This window comes from Methanoculleus oceani (assembly GCF_023702065.1).
Classification (GTDB): Archaea; Halobacteriota; Methanomicrobia; order Methanomicrobiales; family Methanoculleaceae; genus Methanoculleus; species Methanoculleus oceani.
Map to the genome: position 1 here is coordinate 263432 of NZ_QFDM01000002.1, position 19806 is coordinate 283237.

At 53.9% G+C, this 19806-nt stretch carries 18 protein-coding genes and 1 tRNA gene; 7 read left to right on the forward strand and 12 right to left on the reverse strand.

Going from position 1 to position 19806, the window contains the following annotated elements; translation table 11 throughout:
* Nucleotides 1–35: 35 nt before the first annotated feature.
* Nucleotides 36–1145 (reverse strand): glycosyltransferase, encoded by a 1110-nt coding sequence (locus DIC75_RS06355; RefSeq protein ID WP_250987193.1) that lies wholly within the window; start codon nucleotides 1143–1145, stop codon nucleotides 36–38.
* A gap of 12 nt (nucleotides 1146–1157) precedes the next feature.
* The gene (locus tag DIC75_RS06360; RefSeq protein ID WP_250987194.1) at nucleotides 1158–2648 is read right to left on the reverse strand and encodes a glycosyltransferase family 39 protein; all 1491 of its coding nucleotides are present in this window, start codon (nucleotides 2646–2648) and stop codon (nucleotides 1158–1160) included.
* A 251-nt stretch (nucleotides 2649–2899) separates the two neighbouring features.
* Here DIC75_RS06360 and DIC75_RS06365 point away from each other — a divergent pair, with 251 nt between their 5' ends.
* From DIC75_RS06365 to DIC75_RS06375, 3 genes are all read left to right on the forward strand, one after another.
* Nucleotides 2900–3541 (forward strand): hypothetical protein, encoded by a 642-nt coding sequence (locus DIC75_RS06365; RefSeq protein ID WP_250987195.1) that lies wholly within the window; start codon nucleotides 2900–2902, stop codon nucleotides 3539–3541.
* 133 nt (nucleotides 3542–3674) lie between these two features.
* Nucleotides 3675–3746: transfer RNA gene (locus tag DIC75_RS06370), tRNA-Arg, on the forward strand.
* A gap of 174 nt (nucleotides 3747–3920) precedes the next feature.
* Complete coding sequence (locus DIC75_RS06375) at nucleotides 3921–4394, forward strand: nuclear transport factor 2 family protein (RefSeq protein ID WP_250987196.1); 474 nt, start codon at nucleotides 3921–3923, stop codon at nucleotides 4392–4394.
* 96 nt (nucleotides 4395–4490) lie between these two features.
* Here the strand turns inward: DIC75_RS06375 and DIC75_RS06380 are convergent, their stop codons facing one another.
* From DIC75_RS06380 to DIC75_RS06390, 3 genes are all read right to left on the reverse strand, one after another.
* On the reverse strand, nucleotides 4491–4724 hold the full coding sequence (locus DIC75_RS06380) for a hypothetical protein (RefSeq protein WP_250987197.1): 234 nt from the start codon (nucleotides 4722–4724) through the stop codon (nucleotides 4491–4493).
* Between the two features lie 188 nt (nucleotides 4725–4912).
* Entirely contained in the window at nucleotides 4913–6058 is a 1146-nt protein-coding gene (locus tag DIC75_RS06385) for an ORC1-type DNA replication protein (RefSeq protein WP_250987198.1), read from the reverse strand.
* 87 nt (nucleotides 6059–6145) lie between these two features.
* Nucleotides 6146–6652 (reverse strand): hypothetical protein, encoded by a 507-nt coding sequence (locus DIC75_RS06390; RefSeq protein WP_250987199.1) that lies wholly within the window; start codon nucleotides 6650–6652, stop codon nucleotides 6146–6148.
* A gap of 183 nt (nucleotides 6653–6835) precedes the next feature.
* Between DIC75_RS06390 and DIC75_RS06395 the strand changes: the two genes are divergently transcribed.
* Complete coding sequence (locus DIC75_RS06395) at nucleotides 6836–7081, forward strand: hypothetical protein (RefSeq protein ID WP_250987200.1); 246 nt, start codon at nucleotides 6836–6838, stop codon at nucleotides 7079–7081.
* A 69-nt stretch (nucleotides 7082–7150) separates the two neighbouring features.
* Here DIC75_RS06395 and DIC75_RS06400 read toward each other — a convergent pair whose 3' ends face one another.
* Genes DIC75_RS06400 through DIC75_RS06410 form a run of 3 tightly spaced genes read right to left on the reverse strand, consistent with a single transcriptional unit; the run spans nucleotide 7151 to nucleotide 8051 of the window.
* Entirely contained in the window at nucleotides 7151–7543 is a 393-nt protein-coding gene (locus tag DIC75_RS06400) for a Fic family protein (RefSeq protein WP_250987201.1), read from the reverse strand.
* Nucleotides 7522–7818 (reverse strand): type II toxin-antitoxin system RelE family toxin, encoded by a 297-nt coding sequence (locus DIC75_RS06405; RefSeq protein WP_250987202.1) that lies wholly within the window; start codon nucleotides 7816–7818, stop codon nucleotides 7522–7524. The genes DIC75_RS06400 and DIC75_RS06405 overlap by 22 nt, the downstream gene beginning before the upstream one ends.
* Nucleotides 7818–8051: a CopG family ribbon-helix-helix protein gene (locus tag DIC75_RS06410; RefSeq protein ID WP_250987203.1), complete on the reverse strand. Its 234-nt coding sequence runs from the start codon at nucleotides 8049–8051 to the stop codon at nucleotides 7818–7820. The genes DIC75_RS06405 and DIC75_RS06410 overlap by 1 nt, the downstream gene beginning before the upstream one ends.
* A gap of 612 nt (nucleotides 8052–8663) precedes the next feature.
* Here DIC75_RS06410 and DIC75_RS06415 point away from each other — a divergent pair.
* The 3 genes from DIC75_RS06415 to DIC75_RS06425 all read left to right on the forward strand — a co-directional run bounded on the left by DIC75_RS06415 (nucleotide 8664) and on the right by DIC75_RS06425 (nucleotide 10337).
* Nucleotides 8664–9149, forward strand: coding sequence for a hypothetical protein (locus tag DIC75_RS06415; RefSeq protein WP_250987204.1), 486 nt, complete (start codon nucleotides 8664–8666; stop codon nucleotides 9147–9149).
* A gap of 3 nt (nucleotides 9150–9152) precedes the next feature.
* A complete protein-coding gene (locus tag DIC75_RS06420) occupies nucleotides 9153–9938 on the forward strand; it encodes a DUF1828 domain-containing protein (protein ID WP_250987205.1) in 786 nt (261 codons plus the stop codon).
* A 180-nt stretch (nucleotides 9939–10118) separates the two neighbouring features.
* Nucleotides 10119–10337: a hypothetical protein gene (locus DIC75_RS06425; RefSeq protein WP_250987206.1), complete on the forward strand. Its 219-nt coding sequence runs from the start codon at nucleotides 10119–10121 to the stop codon at nucleotides 10335–10337.
* A 109-nt stretch (nucleotides 10338–10446) separates the two neighbouring features.
* Here the strand turns inward: DIC75_RS06425 and DIC75_RS12340 are convergent, their stop codons facing one another.
* The 4 genes from DIC75_RS12340 to DIC75_RS06445 all read right to left on the reverse strand — a co-directional run bounded on the left by DIC75_RS12340 (nucleotide 10447) and on the right by DIC75_RS06445 (nucleotide 19670).
* Nucleotides 10447–15324, reverse strand: coding sequence for a sacsin N-terminal ATP-binding-like domain-containing protein (locus DIC75_RS12340; protein ID WP_250987207.1), 4878 nt, complete (start codon nucleotides 15322–15324; stop codon nucleotides 10447–10449).
* 171 nt (nucleotides 15325–15495) lie between these two features.
* Nucleotides 15496–16818, reverse strand: coding sequence for a hypothetical protein (locus DIC75_RS06435; RefSeq protein WP_250987208.1), 1323 nt, complete (start codon nucleotides 16816–16818; stop codon nucleotides 15496–15498).
* Nucleotides 16819–18828, reverse strand: coding sequence for an ATP-binding protein (locus DIC75_RS06440; RefSeq protein ID WP_250987209.1), 2010 nt, complete (start codon nucleotides 18826–18828; stop codon nucleotides 16819–16821).
* The gene (locus DIC75_RS06445) at nucleotides 18825–19670 is read right to left on the reverse strand and encodes a DNA adenine methylase (RefSeq protein ID WP_250987210.1); all 846 of its coding nucleotides are present in this window, start codon (nucleotides 19668–19670) and stop codon (nucleotides 18825–18827) included. Before DIC75_RS06445 ends, DIC75_RS06440 begins: the two co-directional genes overlap by 4 nt.
* Nucleotides 19671–19806: the final 136 nt, after the last annotated feature.

Consider the following 19806-nt stretch of genomic DNA (forward strand, 5'->3'; position numbering starts at 1 on the left):
CCTCCAAACCGTTTTTCCTGAAGGAGGCCTCCGGGTTATGCCCCCCTCCACGTGTAGTGCCTGTTCGCGGCATAGTTCCAGGCAAACGCGATGAATATTCCTGCAAGGTTCGCGACGAGGTAGTAGACCCCGGCAACGTCGGCAAGGAGGTAGAGGAGGCTCATATTGATGACGAGCCCGGCCATCGAGACCGCCTGGAACGACCAAAAGCGCTGGAGATTCCCCCCGAGATTTTTTGCAGATTTAAACGTCCAGACGTCGTTCCAGACGAAGTTGTTCACGATCGAGAGTTCGATCGCGATCGCGGCGGAGACGAGGTAGTAGAGACCGGCAATCTCGGTCAGGGCGTAGAGGAGCCCCATATTGACGAGTATCCCGGAGAGCCCGACGAGCCCGAACCGGACGACCTTCTCCCACTCCCGCGAGACCCGCCCGGACCGGCGCGTTATCGAGAAGCGGACGATGCCGGCGCACTGCCGGAGGTAGTCGATCACGGTGCCGGCCCGGAGCTTGCTCGCCCCCTCCTCGCGGTCCCTGAATACGAACGGTATCTCGACGACCGAACGCCACCGGCCCCTGCCGAGGACTTCCATCAGGATCTTGTAGCCCCGCGGCGCAAGGGGAGCGCCGGAGACGACCTCGCGGCGCACGGCAAAGAATCCGCTCACGGGGTCGGTGACCGCCGGGAAGAGGATGCGCCCGAACGCGGTGGCCGAAAGCGATATGAGCCTCCGCGCAAGCGGCCAGTCCTCGATATCCCCGCCCTCCATGTACCTGCTCCCGACGGCGATGTCCGCACCGTCCCGTATCGCTTCATAAAAGCGGGGGATGAGCTCCGGCGGATGCGAGAAGTCTGCGTCGATGACGAGCAGGATATCCGCGCTTGCCGCCCCGAACCCCTCGACGACCGATTGGGAGAGGCCGTGGTCCTCGCTGCGCACGATCAGCCGCACGTCGTCGGTTTTGCCGGCGATCTCCCCGACGATGGGGATCGTGCGGTCGCTCGAGCCGTCGTCCACCACCAGAATCTCGCCGCGGATGCCGCTCTTTGAGAAGGCTTCGCCGATCGCCTCGATGATCGCGGCGATATTCTCCTCCTCGTTGAAGGTCGGGACGATCACCGAGAGATCGTAGGCGTCAGCCATTGTGCTCTCCGTCTAGGCCGATACGAAGAGGTAGATCTCCGTATACTGCCCATAACACTGCGTGTTCTCTTCGACCCAGTCCATTGCATCCCCCGGGGGGTTCGCGGCGAAGAGATCGGGGGTCATCACGTAGAACGCACGCCGGCCGGGGTATCGGCCGCGGATCGCCGCGAGATCGTCCCCGGTCGTTGCCCCGATCTCGAGGGTCCGGTCGGTCGCGTTGCTGTAGTAGTAGTCGAGCGGCTGCGCCACGTAGGGCGGCAGCACGACGACGAGATCCTCATCCCCGGTCATCCCGTAGAGTTCTGCGGAGAACCCCCGCCAGTCGTTCTTCTGGGGTGTCGTGTAGTAGGTCGCAAGGAAGGGGGTGCTGATGAGGGCCGCCGCCGCGACGGCGAGGTAGACCGCCCTTCTGTCCCGGACGAGCGCGTAGAGCCCGGGATACGCCGATGCGATCCCGACGAAGTAGACCGGGAGGAGGTAGATGAGGTAGCGCGGGATCATCGGCATCCGCGAGGAGAGGGCGAGGCTTGCCGCCAGCGGGAGGATCAGCATGAGAAGGAGGAGGAGCGCCCCCTCCCGGTCCTCGCGCCGGGTGTAGGCGACGCCAAGCAGGAAGAGGAGGATGAAGGGCACCAGGACGAGGTCGCTCGACCCCGATGCCTGGAAGAGGGTCTGGTAGACGATCTCGATCCCCTGCATGCCGAACGTCGGGGCGGACGACGTCCTCGCCCGGAAGAGGCCGAACGTCACGATGAGGAGAGGAAGGCTTGCGGCGACGAACGCGACGGCCGAGAGGGCCGGGTTCCTCGCGCTCCGGATGGTGCCGGCGCGGGTGGCGAGGGCGTGGAGAATGAGGACGGCGACCGGCACGATGGCGTAGAAGTGCATCCAGAATGCGGCTGCGGAGAAGAGCCCGAAGAGAACCCAGGAGCGGACCTCATCCGACCGGCTCGCCCGCACGTAGAAGAGCAGCGCGAGGGAGAAGAAGAAGAGCATCGGGGCGTATGCCCGGGCCTCCTGGGAGTAGAAGATATGGAAGGGCGAGAACGCGAGGAGGGCGGCGGCGATGAGCCCGACGTCTCGGTCCCGGAACTCTTTTCCGATGAGATATACGACCGGGATCGTCAGGACGCCGAAGAGCGCGGGGAGCAGCCGGAGCACGAACTCGCTCTCCCCGAAGAAGAGCATCCCGTGCTCCAGCCAGTAGAAGAGCGGCGGGTTGAACTCTCCGGTGGCGGTGCTCTCCCAGATGCCGGCAAGCGTTTGCCGGGCGAACGTGAGTGTCGCGGCCTCGTCGAGCCACAGGGAGTTATATCCAAGGTTGTAGAGCCGTAGTAAGGCTCCGATACCCATGACGACCAGGAGACACCCGGTCCGGTCCGGGGGCGTTCGGTCGTTCTCGCGCCGGGTCGTTGCGCTCTCACGAGGGGTGCTGCCGCCACCCGGAATGGGCGTGTCGGGGCCTATGGATCGCTTCTTCTCTCTCTTCGCTGCTGTCATCGGCCGAGCGATAGAGGTACGAACGTCCGATAAATATGTTCCTGCACAGGGTTTCGCGAATGTACGACATCTCCCGGGGAGTCGCTCGTGAAGGCACTCTTTTTTGATCCGGCCGTGCACTTTCCGGGATCATGCCGTAAAACCACGCTGGCTGCCAATGATATTTCTATCGGTTAATATCTATTGCTAAAATATTTCTCCGGAAATTCGAGAGTAAAAACATAAATATCTCTCTGCATAATCCCTCTACGGTGAGCAGGGTGTATAAATCGTTCTTTGTAGCTGCAGTGATGGTCCTGATCCTTGTATCCGCCGGATGCGCGGAGTTGCCGCCCGGCGGCGAATCAGGCTGGTCCGGCGGCCTTTCGCCGGACAAACAGGGCGGATCGGGCGGAGAGGATGACGACCCGGGGTACCTGAAGCCGGCGACCCCGTACCCCACTGCAACGAGCAGTATGGCCGGCCCCACGCTCAGCAAGCCGGTGGAGACCGCGCCGACGCAGGACCCCTACGTGACGCTCTACAACCGGACGACGGAGTTCAGTCTCACTCATCCGACGGATGCCTACTCCTTTGACCTGACCGCGCCCCCGCTCATCATCGAGTTCGACGTGGAGCCGAAGATGATCACGCGGGAGAAGTATACGACAAGCGATTACGGCAGCAAAAAGGATATAGTCGTCAAGCAGTCCTACCCGAGCGAGGACTCGTGGTTTACGGTGACCGTGAGGGACCGGGAGTCCGGCGCGATCGTGGCCGAGGACGGTTTCGGGAAACGCTTCAGCACGGACACCGATAAACGGGTCTTCGTGGGCCGGCTCGGAGACTACCTGATCCAGTTCAGCGGAAACGATGTGAAGGTGCATATACTGGTGCGTGCAGGGGGCGTGTAGGCCCCCGGATACACCGGAGACCGGGGCTTACCCCGGGACCCGGCAGTCCTCTCGACAGCGCCTCGATCATCCCGTGAGCAATCCTTTTTAACCAGAACAACGTAGTTATTAGGGGAAAGGCACTCATTCTCGTGTCCCGGTAGGGTAGTGGATATCCTAGAAGCCTGCGGAGCTTTTGACCCGGGTTCAAATCCCGGCCGGGGCGTTTTGTTTTTCGATCAGGATTTTATTCTCGAGTAACTTTCCGATAGGCCGCCGCGGGTCCGGCATTCATGCCGATCCGGTCTGACCGGCCTTCATGGGTATGCCGTGTCCGCCCGCAGGCGGGATGGTTCCGTCCGACCATACTTTTATCAGCACCGCGGGGAGGGAGACCCGTATGACCGAGCAGAGTCGCCCTCCGTTGCCGCCGTTCACGTACGAAACAGCGGTGCAGAAAGTTCGTATGGCCGAGGATGCATGGAACACCCACGATCCCGTGAAGGTGTCGCTCGCATACAGCGTCGACAGCGTCTGGCGCAACAGAGCGGAGTTCATAAACGGCCGCGAGGAGATCGTCGAGTTCCTGCGGCGGAAGTGGGCGAAGGAACTCGACTACCGCCTGATCAAGGAGGTCTGGGCGTTTCACGAGGCGCGCATCGCCGTGCGGTTCGCGTACGAGTGGCACGACGACTCGGGGAACTGGTTCCGCTCCTACGGGAACGAGAACTGGGAGTTCGACCGGCAGGGGCTGATGCGCGTTCGCCACGCCAGCATCAACGACCTGCCGATCGCCGAGGGAGAGCGAAAGTATCGCTGGCCGCCGGGCCGACGCCCCGACGATCATCCCGGGCTCTCCGACCTGGGGCTGTAGTCTTCACGGAATCGTATCCGGTAGAGGCGGGAGCGGCATTACCGGCAGATCTCCTCGGACGTCCGCCTCGAAGACGTTCGGTTTTCGACTCCCGGGTCATGGCCGGCCCCGCTCGACGGTGACGGCGTACTGGTGGTTTCGCGTCCTTCTGACGTTGATCACGCGGACGGCCCGGCCGTGCCGCCGGATCTCGGCGGCGACCGCCTGCGGGACGAGGAAGAGCGGTACCGGGGGCACGCTTATCTCCTCCGGTGACGGAGCGGCGGCCTGGCGGCACTTCGGGTCCGGGCTGCCGCCGTCGGTCTCTCTATCGTCTGGTTTCTGCTGCATTGTCGTACCTCCACGCACCGGGATGTGCCCGGCGCATGCATCATCTTCGGAGAACGAGGGTTAAAGGAGTGAGCCAATGGCTCCGAACAAAACAACAGACTCCATATAAGCGTTGCTTTACCGGGGAGGAGGGAGACCGGAGGAGATGCCCGGAATCTTCCATCGGGGGGCGGAGCCGGGATGACGATTCATCCGGATCGGTCCGGGCGGGCGCAGACGGCGGCTACCTCGTCGGGATCGTACCGGAGGACGACCTCCCGCTCCCTCCCCCGACCGGTTCCGGGCACGAGGTCGACGATCCCGGCCTCCGCGAGCCTTTTGAGGTGCTCATGGTAGGTCGTCTTCCCGACCGGGAGGTACTCCTTCGCCGCCTCGAAGACCGCCCCCGACGTCATGTCGGCCCCTTCCCGTGATCGCTCCGCGATCCGGCAGGCGAGCGCCCGTTCGCCCTCCGAGAGCCCCGCGGCCCGGGTCCTGAGCACCGGTGCGACGATCGCCCGGACCGCGCCCGTCACGTCGACGGGATCGACCCGCCGGCGTCCGTCCTCCTCCGCCCGGAGGACCGCCAGCCGGACGAGATCGATCCCGACCCGGATATCCCGCTCTTCTGCGGCGATGCCGGCGATGCGGTCGAGGAGGGGCGGCGGCATCACCCCGGGATAGAGGCCCTGCCGGATGCGCTCGGCGAGGATCTCCCGGACCTCGGCCTTCGTGTAGGGCAGGAAGTTGACCTCCGTCGGGTGGAAGACCGAGCGGACCCGTTCGTCGACCTCCGCCGCGAGGTTCAGGGTGAGGTCGCTCGAGACCGCCAGAACCCCGGCCTTCCGGACGTCCCACTTCTCGTAGAGCCGGAGGATCTGGTAGAGGAGGGTGTTGAGCCTCCCCGCCGCGGCGAGGTAGTTCGCGTCGTCCAGGCAGACGACAAGGCCTGCGTCCTCGTTTCGGAGCCGGACGGCGATCCCCCGTTTGAGGTCGTCGAGGTGCCGCCCGGTCGACGGCGGCGCGTAGCCGGAGAGCCGCTCGAAGATGCACCGGTAGACCGCGAGCGGCGTGCGGTCGTACTGGCAGTTGACGTAGACCGGGACGAGTTTCTTCGTGGCGTCCTCGATGTCGGCGAAGAGCCGGCGGACCGTGGTGGTCTTCCCGGTCCCGGGCGGACCGCGGAGGACCGCGCTCCCCGGGCCGGCGCCCCGGAGGGCCGGCCGGAGGAGGCAGGCGAGTTCCCGGACCTGGGCGTCGCGGTGGTGGAGGAGCTCGGGGACGAACGTGAACTCAAAGACCTCGGGGTCCCTAAAGAGCGTCTGGTCGTAGCGGAGAAGGTTCCCGGGCCGCATGGGTACCCGATGGGAGAAGGGGATATTTATACGGGAATCCGCGGGGGCTGAAAGTGAACGAAAAGGCAGAGGGGGAAGAGGCCCCCCTCAGTTCAGCGTTGCGACGGCGTCGGCCCAGGTCTCGACCGCGTCGCGGATGGCGTCGTCCTGGTAGGACGAGATCCGGACGGTCTTCCTGGTGAAGGTGACGTAGTAGTCGTCGCCCGAGGGGTCGTGGCACCTGAGCTGGGCGTAGTAGGTCTCGCCGGGGCCGTTCCGGACGGCCTCGCCGCCCATCGCGGCCGCGAGAGCCGCGTTCGCGAGGACTTCACTGGCGTTCGCCTCGAACGCGGCGATCGTCGGGGACTGGAGCGAGACGGTCCCGACCCTCTTGCCCTCGCCGTCGAGGAAGTCCACCTTCGCGGTGTAGTGCTCGCGGTTGCGGACGACCGGAGCGACGGGCTCTCCATCGGAGCCGATATACCCGACGCACCCGAAGGGGTTGTCGGCGATGACGGTCCCGACGAGGTTGTCAAACGACGTTACATCGGCGATCGGGGCCGCGAGGTCCCGGACCGCCGTCTTGTTCACGGTCTTCTGCACGAAGTCTGCCATGGGGTTTCACACCTGTTGCCTGCATGCTCCCGGGAATATGACAGACGAATATAGGGTGGACCCTCCGGGGACATCAGCCTGACTTTATCGGGGGACGCTGATACGGCCCCGATTCTCAAATATAACCCTTACGGTATGCCTTTTTGCGTCCCGCACCCTATCATCCCCCGGAGGGTTACCAGGATGACCGACGAAAAGACCACCCGGGAGCTCGTCTACGAGACGAACCGGGACGTAAAATGGATCTGCCGGACGCTCGCGCGAATGGAGGCGCAGGACGAAGACTTCGAGGCCCGGCTCCGGGCGCTGGAGGGCTGGCGGGCGGAGAAGGCCGGGGAGGAGCGGAGGGTTTCGACGATCAGCGCCGGGGCGGGCGGGGTCGTCGGCGGGGTGGTGGCGGTGTTGGTGAAGGTGCTCGGCGGGGGGTGAGAGGGGCAGGGGGAGTAAGTCTGCTGGACGTAGTATCGGTGGGCACCGTCACCACTCCCGTCCGGGGTATCACCTTCCTCTTTCCAGACGTCTCCTTCCCTTTTCAGTCAGGCGGTATTTCTGTGTCGGGCTTTTGGGTGAATCCGGCTGTGTCATTTGAACAAAGCCCGCCTGAATCGCCGGCTTCAGATAATCATACAGGAATGTGGGCCGGTGACTGAGTCCCAGGCATTGCATGGCATCCCTCGCTCCCGATGGCTTCTCCTTCAAGCAGATTAGAAGGCGCTTTACTTGTTCGGTTACTTGTTCGGTTACATGTTCGGTTACTTGTTCGGTTACTTGTTCGGTTACTTGTTCGGTTACATGTTCCTCGGTCTCTTCTACGACTTCGTGCTTAATTGGTGAGATATTCTCCGCAAGAAAAACAGTAAACCTAACTTTCATCCCGATCTCTTCGAGCACAGGCTCAGGCAGGTTCTGCTTCTCTGCCTCGTCCAGAATGCGGCGAAACCCGCTGCGAATATCACCAGCTTGTTGTCCTCGATTGTCAGGATGCAGCGGTACCGGCCGACTTTGTGCGAGTAGAGGGGGACGGCAAACGATCCTTCGAGTTTCCTGACATGGCTGTAGGGATCCGCCTTGATGTTTTTGAGGGACGTATGGACTCTCACCGCCATGTCCCGGGGAAGTCCGGCAACGTCTTTTTGCGCACCGGGAGAGTAGATGAGGGCGTACATTACAGGCCCAGGGTTCTATCCATCTCTTCTTCGGTCACGAATCGCCCCGCCCGGAGATCCGCCACGGCCTCTTCGATTCGCCCAAGCGTCTCTTCGGAGAGCGGCTCCGTATCGATGGCCGTCTCGGTCAGGCGCCGGATTACATCGCTGTAGGTCTCGCGGGGATGCCGTTTGAGTGTATCGAGGCGGCGCTTGATCTGCGTATCGATCTTGATGGTGGTGCTCTGGGGCATACCAGGGTGTATGGCGGTATACCGAGATATAGGTGATGGAAGATTGAGGGGGGTAGAGAAGATCGAGTTTTCGACCGTGAGCGCCAGGGCCGACGGGGTGGTAGGTGGGGTGGTGGCGGTGATCGTGCGGGTGCTGGGCGGGGGATGATCCCATTACAAAATGGCAAATATTGGAGATTGTGGAGATTCGAGAATTTAAATCCGGTTAAAAATGGTTGGAACGGGCATTTTGATCCCATTATGATCCCATTCTGGGCCTACGTTGATCCCTTGCTACACATCCTTCTTCACGTATGTCAGTGAGTAACGCACGCCCGGCCCTGCTATTCCTTCTTTGCGGAGAATGCCGGTTTGAACCATTGCCTTAAGATCTCGCGTTGCGGTCGCCTTCTTCGCATTATTGAGTTGTTGGTACACCGGGTTTGAGATAGAACCCTCTTTCTTCAGGTAATATACGGCAGCAATCTGCCGCTCATTCAGCCCGAGCGAGTCGAGTCGCTCTCCATACGCGGAGGACGGTTCCCACACCCGTGGTTATAGAAATAGTTATCTTTCTCCCCGGCGACCGTAGAATCATTGAAATGAAATAGTACTCCGGTGGAGGCTACTTGAATGAATTTGCGGCTCACTGATGATGAGATCGATGCGTTACTCAGAGAGGCCAAGCCGCTGCCGGGAGATTTCTCCAGGAGATTTCGCCCTAAAGAGAAGGGCGGCCATAAGGAGTACGAGATCGGTATAGAGGGGGCGAATCAATCCCGGTTCAGGTTAATATTTCGGCAAAGTCTATTCAATTCGCTGGACTTCTCCGTGATCCTCGGCTATATCATTCCAAACACAAACCAGGTGTTCCGGCTACGCCGATATAACGGGAAAAGTCACGAACACACGAACAGGCTTGAGCAGGAGAAGTTTTATGATTTCCACATCCATACTGCAACAGAGCGCTACCAGACCGCGGGCTGGAACGAGGATGGGTATGCGGTTCCGACAGACCGGTACTCGGATCACCACGGCGCGCTGAAGAGCATGTTCAACGACTGCGGGTTTAAGGGTTCAGCGGTAACCACGAAGGATCTTACCGACTGGGGGATATAACCAATGGCAATCGAGGCAATCGAAGAGGAGTTTCGGAGGAAGGTCTGCAGCCAGATTTATCTCCGCCCGGAGGGTATCAACCGGTACCGGGTCTTCACACCGTTTGTCTTTGACGATGGGGATAACCTCGCGATCGTCCTGAAGGATGAGGACGGCGCCTGGACGCTGACGGATGAGGGGCATACCCTCATGCACCTGACCTACTCGATCGACGCAAGGGAGTTAGAGCGGGGAACCCGCCAGAAGGTGATCGCGAGTGTGCTGTCCCGGTTCGGGCTGGAGAACAACCGGGGCGAGCTCGCTATCCGCATCACGGGCGACCGGTTTGGGGATGCCCTCTGGAGTTTCATCCAGGCGCTGATCCGGATTTCGGATCTTACGTATCTGTCGAGATCGCGCGTTTACTCCACGTTCCTGGAGGATCTCCGTGCGCTCATCGAGGAGGCTGTCCCTGAGGGGCGCAGGGAGTTTGACTGGCACGATCCCGAGCACGATCCAGAAGGGAAATACACCGTTGACTGCAGGATCAACGGCATGCAGAGGCCGATCTACATCTTTGCGCTCGCGAACGACGACCGGGTCCGTGACGCGACGATAAACATCCTGCAGTTCGAGAAGTGGGGGCGGCCCTTCGTCTCGGTCGGCGTATTCGAGGATCAGGAGGAGGTCAACCGCAAGGCCCTCGCGAAGTTCAGCGATGTCTGCGATAAGCAGTTCTCAAACCTGCCGGGGAACAAAGACCGGATTATGCAGCACCTCCGGGATATGGCCGGGACGGCTTCCGGCTGAGGTTGCAGCGGCGTCCCGCTCTGCCCGGGGGAGGAATCCCCCTTTCATCACGTGATAAAAACCCCTGGCGGATTCAACCGACCCGGAACGTCAGGTCGCCCCCTCCACGATTGCGATCTCCTCCTCTGTGAGCCCGTAGAGTGGGTACGCCAGTCGGTCTTGAGCGGCGGGGGGGTGGCGGTGATTCTTGGGGTGCTCGGGGGGGTGGGTTACTTCAGCATCCCGTCCCGCCAGAAGAAGGTCTTGCCTGGATCCCGCTCGTATTTCTCAAAGACGCTCGGGAAGATCTCCGGATATTTTGCATCTTTGAGAGGAATGCAGAACATCGTTGCCGGCTTTTTCGGACTGCCGCCGACACCGACCACCACGAAGACAGGGATGCGGTTCGACCGGGAGTAGGCGTTATATCTCTTGATCTGGTCGGGGGCTGCCCACTGATCTTTGCGCTACTGTAAAACCTAGAGTGGTACTTGCATTGGGCTAAGAATCTAGGCAAGATACCCGTCAACTATAACTGAACTTGTATGATTCTCGCCTCAAGTTCATCCAGTTGCCACCTTTTCACGGGGTTCTGAATCTTTTCGCAGATCATGATACCCTCAGAGGGGCTATAATAGACATGGAAGATGAAATATCTGTCACCGGATTCTTTAGCTAGATCCCACTCATTCTTAGATATCATAAACGCTTCTCGTGGTTTAATTGATGATTTCACTTCGATATAGATCTCCTTACCACTTTCAACGACCTTGATATCGTGACCATATCCTCTATCATTACCTTTACGGGTCTTGTTGTGCCAAATAACTTCAGTCGCGATATCGCCATTTTGAGAGAGGACAAAACCATCTTCGGTGTCGCTCATAGATGCACCAGGATAGCGTTTTTGCATCTCCTGTTTTAGATCCTGGTATACAACTTCCTCACCCCAGTGACCAATCTCGAGTCGCTTATCCTCTTTATACCGCTCTGATTCGGGGATCTTTTCTTCAGACTCTGGCCTTTCAGGCAATTTATTCGTCTTCAAATCATTGGGGTTACCCTTTCTTTGGCGGGGAGAGAAGGCGACATGGACTAATCGGACTAATTCCGGGTTTTTGCTAGTTAATATATCTATATCCTCATTTTCCGGCTCAAAGGAGCGGTCTTCGACATTTCGATGTTTCGATGGCTCTTCGGGGTGCGATAGCGTTCTAGGTTGCCCCGATTGCGATCGGGAGGGGATCCCACCTAAACCACTATCATTATCTCTTGGGGGAGGTGTTGGTAGGATACTGGAACTTGGTGGAATAGGCAACGGTTCTACAGCATCTGAGTTTGAGGAGATTTCTTCAGGTAATAAGCAGTTTTTCGACGTAGTTCTGGAAATGGATGAAGTCTCAAGTTCGCTCTCCAAGGGTTTTTCTTTCGGTTTGAGCAACGTTGGGGTATCCTGCACCTGATCTATCGCATTTAATGAAGTAAACCATTCGACCTCACTATATGGCAACTGTGGGATCTTTACGGAGTCAAGGAACTTTTCAACGCTCTCTGAATTTGGATGTGTAAACAGATGACATATAAAAATATCAAGATCTTTAATAGGACCAAAGAATTTCGCGAACTCGATAGGGACTTGGGATTGATCGATTTTGCCGACGTAGAGGGTATTTCCATCAAGTAAAACATCTCTGGTAGTTTTTACGGCCCGATTTCTAAGAATGTACTCTACATCGATGCGATCAAGCAATACACACTGAATGTCTTTTAGATTAATCAGTTTATGACTGCTCTTTAAACGATCGTAATCCTCTGGATGTTTATTGTAAAGATATCGCAGAATATAGGGGGTTAAATCCTGTATACGCCGAGTCAATTCAGGTGCATTTTTGAGAGTCTGATGACGGCCGTCTGTAAGGACGCATTTCACTGACTCCGACAGTTTTGAGATCTTTGCGTACTTGACAAAATGTTCTAGATCCCGGAGGTCTGTAATATCTACTGCCAGGAATGCAATGTCTTCCCATTCGACAAACAGATCATAGAGCGCAGGATCATCATTAGCAAAAACGTCACCATCGTTACGCCAGAACTGCTTTTTGTTAACCCACAACAAGAACTTACCCGTGAAATCCTTCCACCATGAAACATTCGAATTTCCCGGGTATTGTTTTAAAAGTCTATTAAATTCTTTATAGATTGTGATAATCTTTCTCTCATCAACCTCCGATCGCTCCGCGTTTGCTGAAATTTGCTCAAGGGTTGTTACGAGATCCTGGGGGGCAGGCCTTTCCTTTACAACCAGACCGTCAATAAACAGGCCACGGCACTCCGAATACCAGGTTCTCAATGAGGGCAAGTGTTCTTTGAGGTTGTCAAATTGACAGTCCCAGAACACGTCATCCGCAGTGAAATACTTCTGATCAGTTTCAGGGATAAAGATCAAACGTCCTTCCCGAAATGCGTGCAGGGCTGGAAACGGACTCTGCTTCGGTGGAGGGTTTAAGTAACTTCCCGAATACGTTCGTTTAGGGATCAACTCTTGGAGAAGTGAATAGAGATATTTAAACTCTTCAACGTTCTCGGATCCAGATCGCACCTTACTATCAATCACTTCGATTATTTCGTTGATGTCTACGCTTGTCCGTATCTCTACATCGTTGATGAATTTAGTATGTTGCTTCGGATCTATATCAGAACCAATGTACTTTATGGAATTTTCAAGGATCCTCCTAATATCACTGCTATTCAAAAAAAGGCCTTTTAAGGGGGCAAAAGTTCCGTCCGTGGTAGTAACCCATGGGAACGTCTTCAGCTTAAGAAGGAAGGTTGTTTGTGTTTTATCGTACTTCCATCCATGCTCACCCAGATAACGGTAGTAATATCTGCATTCAAGGCACCCTCGATAGTCGTCCCAGTTATCCAAAAACAGCTTAAATAGCATAAAACTGATGTCTTTCTGCTGTGCTGGAGCGGACTTACAAAAACAGCCAAAAATACGATCTAAATCTGCGCTAATGTAATCGTCCTCGATAAAATATGCTGATTCCGTGTTCTTCCATCCGCTGGAACCCCAGAGCGTGTTTTTAAAATCATACCGATAAATTCTTTTCTTTGTCACCACATTATTGGCTCTCTCTCCACCCTCATAACGTTCTGTCTCAGGATCGAGTAAAACAAAGATGCCCTCACGAACACCAAGGGCCATTACAAATTCCTTCCAAGAGGATACAACCTCCATTTTTCTTTTTTGATAGGGCTCAACTTGTTTCTGGACCTGCGAACGCTTTTTTGTACGTTTTCCCTTCTTTGGCCTTGACTCCGCCAGAATTTGTTGAATTTCAGCGTCGATACTTTTCAAATCGCTCCTGATATAACAGGGATGGAGGGAATTCTCTAGGAAGAAGGTCTCTCCGGCAGCAGCCATAGTAGAAGAGAGGTGATACCTGCTTTCGTAGTCATCAGACAGATAGATTTGATCAGGATGTCTGTAGCCACTTTGGCCTTGTTTGCCGTTAACTTTAAGGTAAATCGTTTTTCCGATAGTTCCAATAAGCCCCTCAACTTTCTGTAATTTCTCAAAATGATCTTTGATGAAACGGATATGCCCCTGAAGGATTTCAGAAGGTTTCGTTCCCCAGGCTCCTGTAAGATATTGGGGCAAAATGTGCTGATTGATAATATTACTGGGATCAGGGTTAATCACATTTAACTTTTTAAGAAATTCGGTGAGATCTTTGACATCTTCCCCGGCCTTAACAGCATTTCTGATGCTAGCATCGAGTACCCTGAGTGTGCCTTCAAGATCTGATTCAAATCCATATTTCTTCCCGCTTCTTTCGAGTTCAAAAAAGACTTGACCGCTGTCTGCTGAGCAGTAATCACCATTTTCGAGTTTAATGATAGGCAATTGAATAATATTATCCAAAGTTAAGCTGTCCGGTTTTGCCTTTTTCAGTTGCTGTGCACAATACCGGTACAACTCAATAAGCCATTCATTGGGATGCTTCTTTACCCAATCAGGGTTTTCAAGGCATTCAACGAGGTGTTTAGATGTGAAATCCACGATTCCCAGCTGGGCGCGTAATTCTTTCTTTAGATAGAATGTATCAGCAACATACTCTTTTGCAAAGTTAGAACAAAGTTCATCGTTGGAAACAAGATTCTTAAGGTCATCCTCTGCATAATAGACATCGCAGGGTTTTTTCCACAAGCCTGATTCAGTAAGAATGCATTCGACATCAGCTAATGCCTCAAACGTTTGGCGTGTGAATGGGTTGAAAAACTCATCATTGATCTCTTCGGGGAGCGAAAGATATTTGAAGAAAGTCGTTTTCAGTTTTTCATCACGCTTAAACTCCTCAATGGCTTTAACCAGTACATCTAGTATGTTAGAGCGTAACCATTGATTCCACTGTGAATCCTGTAAAATGTCCTCCCGGTCTGAGGTGAGAAGAAAATCTGCCTGAATGATAAAACTAAAACCACACTTTTTGACGGGAAGAAATGCGAAAATATCAGGCTTTGGCTCATTTCGGATACTGATGGGAAGTCCGGTTTCACTTACCGGGAATGCTAGGACAATTTCGGTGTTCTTGACATCCTCTCTCCTAGGCTCCTGTTCGACTATCTCTTGTGGAACTCTGAATGTGGCACGGATTACCCGCCAGTACTGACTCTGGTCCTGGTAATCAATTGTAACAAGACCCTCACTTCCGGATTTAGTCACCGCCTTGGAGTTGCCACTGACGTTGTCGATAATTTCTATACGTTGCAATTTGCGCAGGAAGAGAATGAGTGTCGGATCAATCTCATCAAACAGGTTTAACCGTTCGCGAGCATCATCACGGAGCGGGAGGATGATATTAGTTACTTGCCTATCTGCATACTCCGGGATTGCAGGTAACCAGTATGGCACAATGTAGCCAAGGTTGCTGCCATATGACCGCCTGAACTCAAATTGGAATCCGTTTGAGATAACTTTCGGAAAATCACTAATTTTAAAAACAGATTTGAAGCCAATGCCCTTTTCGCCAATGTATCCTACATTCTTTTTTTTGGACTTTGTAGTCTGTCCAACACTGCAAATGCTTTCGACATCTTCAGGGGCGAAACCAATCTCATTATTGTAGACTATCAATGTGTCCGGCTTTATGGAAAATCTAATAAAAGGCTGAACAGTTGGATCGTAGGTGTTATCTTCAGCATTCTGAATGAGTTCCATGACAAAATGAGTCTTCTTTTTATAGAGGTCATCAGATAGTTTTTGCAGTGCACTATTTAGATCCAAGTTTTTCTTATTCCAGGCCTTCTTAGTTCTGGGGTCATTAAGGCCTTCTAATCCGTGACCCGTATTCTCGTTGTGAATTTCTTCGATAATTTTTTTAGCATCCGGAGAAGAGTACACGTCCGATCACTGAACGAGAGTGCACCGAACACCATATAAGGTTTTGCAAACCTATTCGAGTGCAATCGAATTTCAGTTGCTACTAACAACCTCGGCCCTTCACTTTCTCCAAGAATGGTATTACCGGCAATTCAGACTTCGGTACTCTACAACAAATTCCTTGAAGCAGGGTTACAGATGTAATCCATCTTCGGAGAACAACTTCAGAATCTTTGCAGATGGATATGTGGATAATGAGGCAATCCCGTTGGCGAGTTCTATGGGTAGGAGCGCTCCCTCATATCGATTGCTCAGAATCGTCGGGAGTGTGGCAAAAATCCTCTCCCACCCAATGAGATCTTCTGATCGGGGATTTTGAGTATACGATCCAAATGGAATGTTCAGAACCATCATGTGATAATTGTTCAGTTTAACAAAGACTTTCGCACCATAATTCGTATCCTTTCCATATGGGGCACCATTTTCTGGGCGGCACTGGATGTGTCTCTTGATGTAGAGATCCTGCAGGGTAAGAAAACTCATTGTTGGTGCATCTTTACCTATAAACTGCAGGTGATCGTAGAATGTCCCTGACTTTTCCTGTCCTATAATGTGTATGGGATGACCGCTCTCCTGGGCATAGTCAAGGAATAACCTGATTGGTTCAACTAGTTTTGAATACTGGGCACGAATTGAAAGAGGGCCATCCTTCAAGAAGAGGCACTCCGACAACAATTCGCGGTGGTTCTCCCAAAACAATCTGACCGCAGTGAATAGGAGAAGTGTTTCATGCAGGATCATATAGGTGGAGGCAATTGTCGGTGAAGCTGCTTCTTCTCCCATATCGAGATGGAAGCCAAGGAAGTCGGTGATGTACACCTCCTTTCCGCACACGGGACACCTACCACTTTCAGCGTTGTAAGGGAGAGTGGTCAGATGTTTACTTCCTTCATGTCCATGCGGGCATTCAAATTCGGGCAGACCCCTCTTAGTTTCCCCCCATTTCCTGTATGCAAGCCACTTGAGAGTCTCAAGGATTTGACCATTCATTCCAGGGGAGGCATCGCAGATGGACTTATAGATCGTTTGGCGGACCGTATCGTAGATAGTACTCCCTTCACTCCATGTGTTTCGTAGCGGGAGCAATGTTGCATGGAATATTACCGACTCTCGCAGGATGTCACGTAAAACAAATGGATGTGGATTTTCCTTATCCACCCTTGCGAGTGCATGAGTATCAAGTTTTATCATGGCTGTTTTGATGAATGCTATGGAGGAGTAAGGAACTGTATCATGGTCAATCCTCTGCAGAGATCCGTCCACTGCAAAGATGTACTTGAGTGGTTCTCCAGAGTTCGGCATCTCTTGCCATTCAACAGTTCGGCATTCATCAGGCACATACTGGCGTTTGAAACTCTCAAGTAACTCGTTAACCAGCGGGTAATCGAGTATATCCAGGTGGCCCAGTCGGCTGGCACGTTCCCCTGGAAGCCGCGATCCCTGCTGGTACGGCATTTATGCACCCCTGTGAAAAGAAGACTGAGGAGCAAATTTGTTTGCCTGGACAGGGATCACAAAGCGGTGTGACCGAGTGAGCATCCGCACATATCCTTGCGTTTTTGTCTGGAGTATATCTTCGATGAGATCTTCGTATGCTACATTCAGGTTTGCGAGTTTGGTGACCTCCGGCCGCGAGGAGATATGAGTGACAAAGAAATTCTCTGTTTGTGCAAGGAGATCCCGACTGATAGTTGACGGCGATTGGGTGGAATATACCATACCAAGGTGATATTTTGCACCCTCTTTTGCTATCCTGCTGTAGATATCGACGATTCTCTGCTCGTCAGCAGGGAACAGGTTATGGGCCTCCTCGAAGTACAGTTGGATATAGTGATCATTGAGCATGTTTGACGAGAACAAATCAACCTGATAAGCAAAGATCTCCTCTGAGAGCCATCGTGAGAAGTAACTCATAACCTCAGGATGCGCGTTGCTTAAATCGAGAATGACAGTCTGTCCCTGATCAACAAGTTGGATTATCTCGGTCACAAAGTTTGCAGCGTTCGGATCATGGTAAATCCGATACCTTTGGAGTTTCCTTGGGCCGCTTGCAGATCTCGATCGCGGGGCTAAGAATCCAAGCAGCGCCTCGTCGTCAGGGTCAAAAAGGTTACCCCCAGAGGTTGACTGAAGTCTTCGGTCACCGCGATCTCGTTGCGCGAAGAGTTCCAGTTCATGTGCGAGTTCTTCAAGTGTATTTATAGACTGGGGCATGGCTTCATTGGCTGACTGATACACATCAGTTCGTGTTTGTTGTGCAAACCTTGGATTTACACCCCCTAACTGCCGGATTGTATCCATGCTTGGGACATAGCCTGCCCTATGAAGAATAGCCCAGTACATCAAGATTTTCCTGCGAGCCCGGTTTTGATCTCCCCGCCCCTCCATCCTGTTGATCTCTTGGAAGGAAGGAATCTCTACCGAAAGGAAACTATTGGCGTAATCAGGGGGATGCCGCTCCTGCTCGCGGATGAATGTGGCGAGAATGTTATGAGAGATATCAGGATGCGCATAGAAATCCAGTCGAAGCGGGTGTGACGGTGTATTGGCCTTGGATGTGATGGCATAAACCTGACAGTCTTCAGCATGTGCAGTTGCCAGAGATGCACTATCATCTTGAGGATTATTGTTGGCGTACTCACCGTTGATGTCGAAGATGACCTGCCCTACAGTATGCGTCCGAGAATCTTCCTCTGTGGGTATCCTTCGGGTCGTTTGGATGACGCTCTCGGCAATGATCTTTACAATATTACTTTTACCCGTGCGTGTTTTCCCAAACATGGCAGTTCTAGTGCCCTTAAAGTCATTTGTGGATATCGCCACGGGGACTGTGTGAATTGTCTGCCCCGGCAATGGCAACCGACATTCGGTCAATCGTAATGTCCCAATATCGCACCTGTTTTCCAGTGGAACCGTGGCGTTTATGATGAGATCAAGGAGTTCATCACTGGGGGCATATACAAGGTACTTGTGAGCGCTCACGATGTTATTGAGGTCTCCGGAAAGTTCAACCGCATTCGGTCGGTCAGGGTGAGGGTAATACATCCCAAGGACTGCCGTCTTCAATGCACCCCACTGAAGCTCACTTTGCGTGAATACATCAAGTTCCGGCATGGACTTTTTGTGCAACTCGAAGTAGGTCTGCTGCTTCTCCTGTTTCAATGGTTCATCCGCTGTTTCCAGGACCCGTAGCAGAGAGAAATGAGGAGGATATTTTTCGTACTCGGCAGGGACCATGATGAGGAGCGAGTTCCGGGGGATGCCTCCAACAAGAACTTTGAATGCATCCGACGTGATGATGGTTGCCGTAGTGTAGCCGATTTCGAGTACGTATCCCACAAATCGAGAATTCTCATAATCCCCGCTCGTGACCTTTCGTTTTTCTTCCACCAGAAAGTCTGAAAGTTTCCGCAACGGATGCTCCTGCATCGCCGCATTGCTGCAGAATGCCTGCATATTCATCATGAGGACACCTCGTTTACGTGGTAGATCACCATTTCCCCAGGATCCGTTGTTATCTGTCCGGGGCTCGAACCGGTCCCTCTGTCGAGCCGGTACATAGAGTAGTCGTCGTATAGCGCAAGAATGTCCGGATGAGACGAGTTTGTCATGACCCACTGTACTCCACGCTCTGTAGCCTCACGAAGGCACGATGCAAGCCTCTTGTGGTCCTCGAAGTTGAACTCGCCGAACATGTAATGGGCATGCAGTTGTTCACGTTCACCCGGGCGGTATGGGGGGTCAAGGTAGAGAAAATCACCTTCACGACATGAGGCAATGGTTTCCTCAAAATCGCAGCAAAGTAGAACTGCGTGCTGGAGCCACTGTGCCGCCGTGTGGAGATCATCCGGTCCTATTACCCAGCGTCGTTCCTGACCTCCGTAGCCCACGTTGAATTCGCCGTTGTTGTTGTGGCGCCACATGCCTTTGAAGCAGGTTCGATTCAGGTAGAGAGTTCGTGCGGCTCGCTCCAGAAGATGAAGATCATCACGGTTCAGGCTCCTTATTTTGTAATATCCCGCCCTGTTTGCCGGATACCTGCTGTAGAGTTCCCAGACAATATCCGGGTTTTTCCTGATGCCCAGATACAGATCGATGAGTTCTCTGTTAATGTCAGAAAGGATCGACTTTTCGGGATTTACATGGAAAAAAACTGAACCACCCCCTAGAAAGGGTTCGACATACGTCCGGACGGATTGAGGTTCAAGAGGGAGGAGATGAGAGAAATAGCATACATACCTCCGTTTCCCCCCAGGATAGCGCAATAATGAGAGATTTTTCTCTATACTGGCAGTCTGGGACATCATAAATAAGGCTCCTCTTTATATAGCATATAGCAAATGTGCTAGGCTAATGGTGATTATGCAGAGTCGGCATAAAAAAGATTCGTAACGGCCCCGACAGATGAATGTTTCTAGGCTGGATGTCCGTTTGCACCGTTGC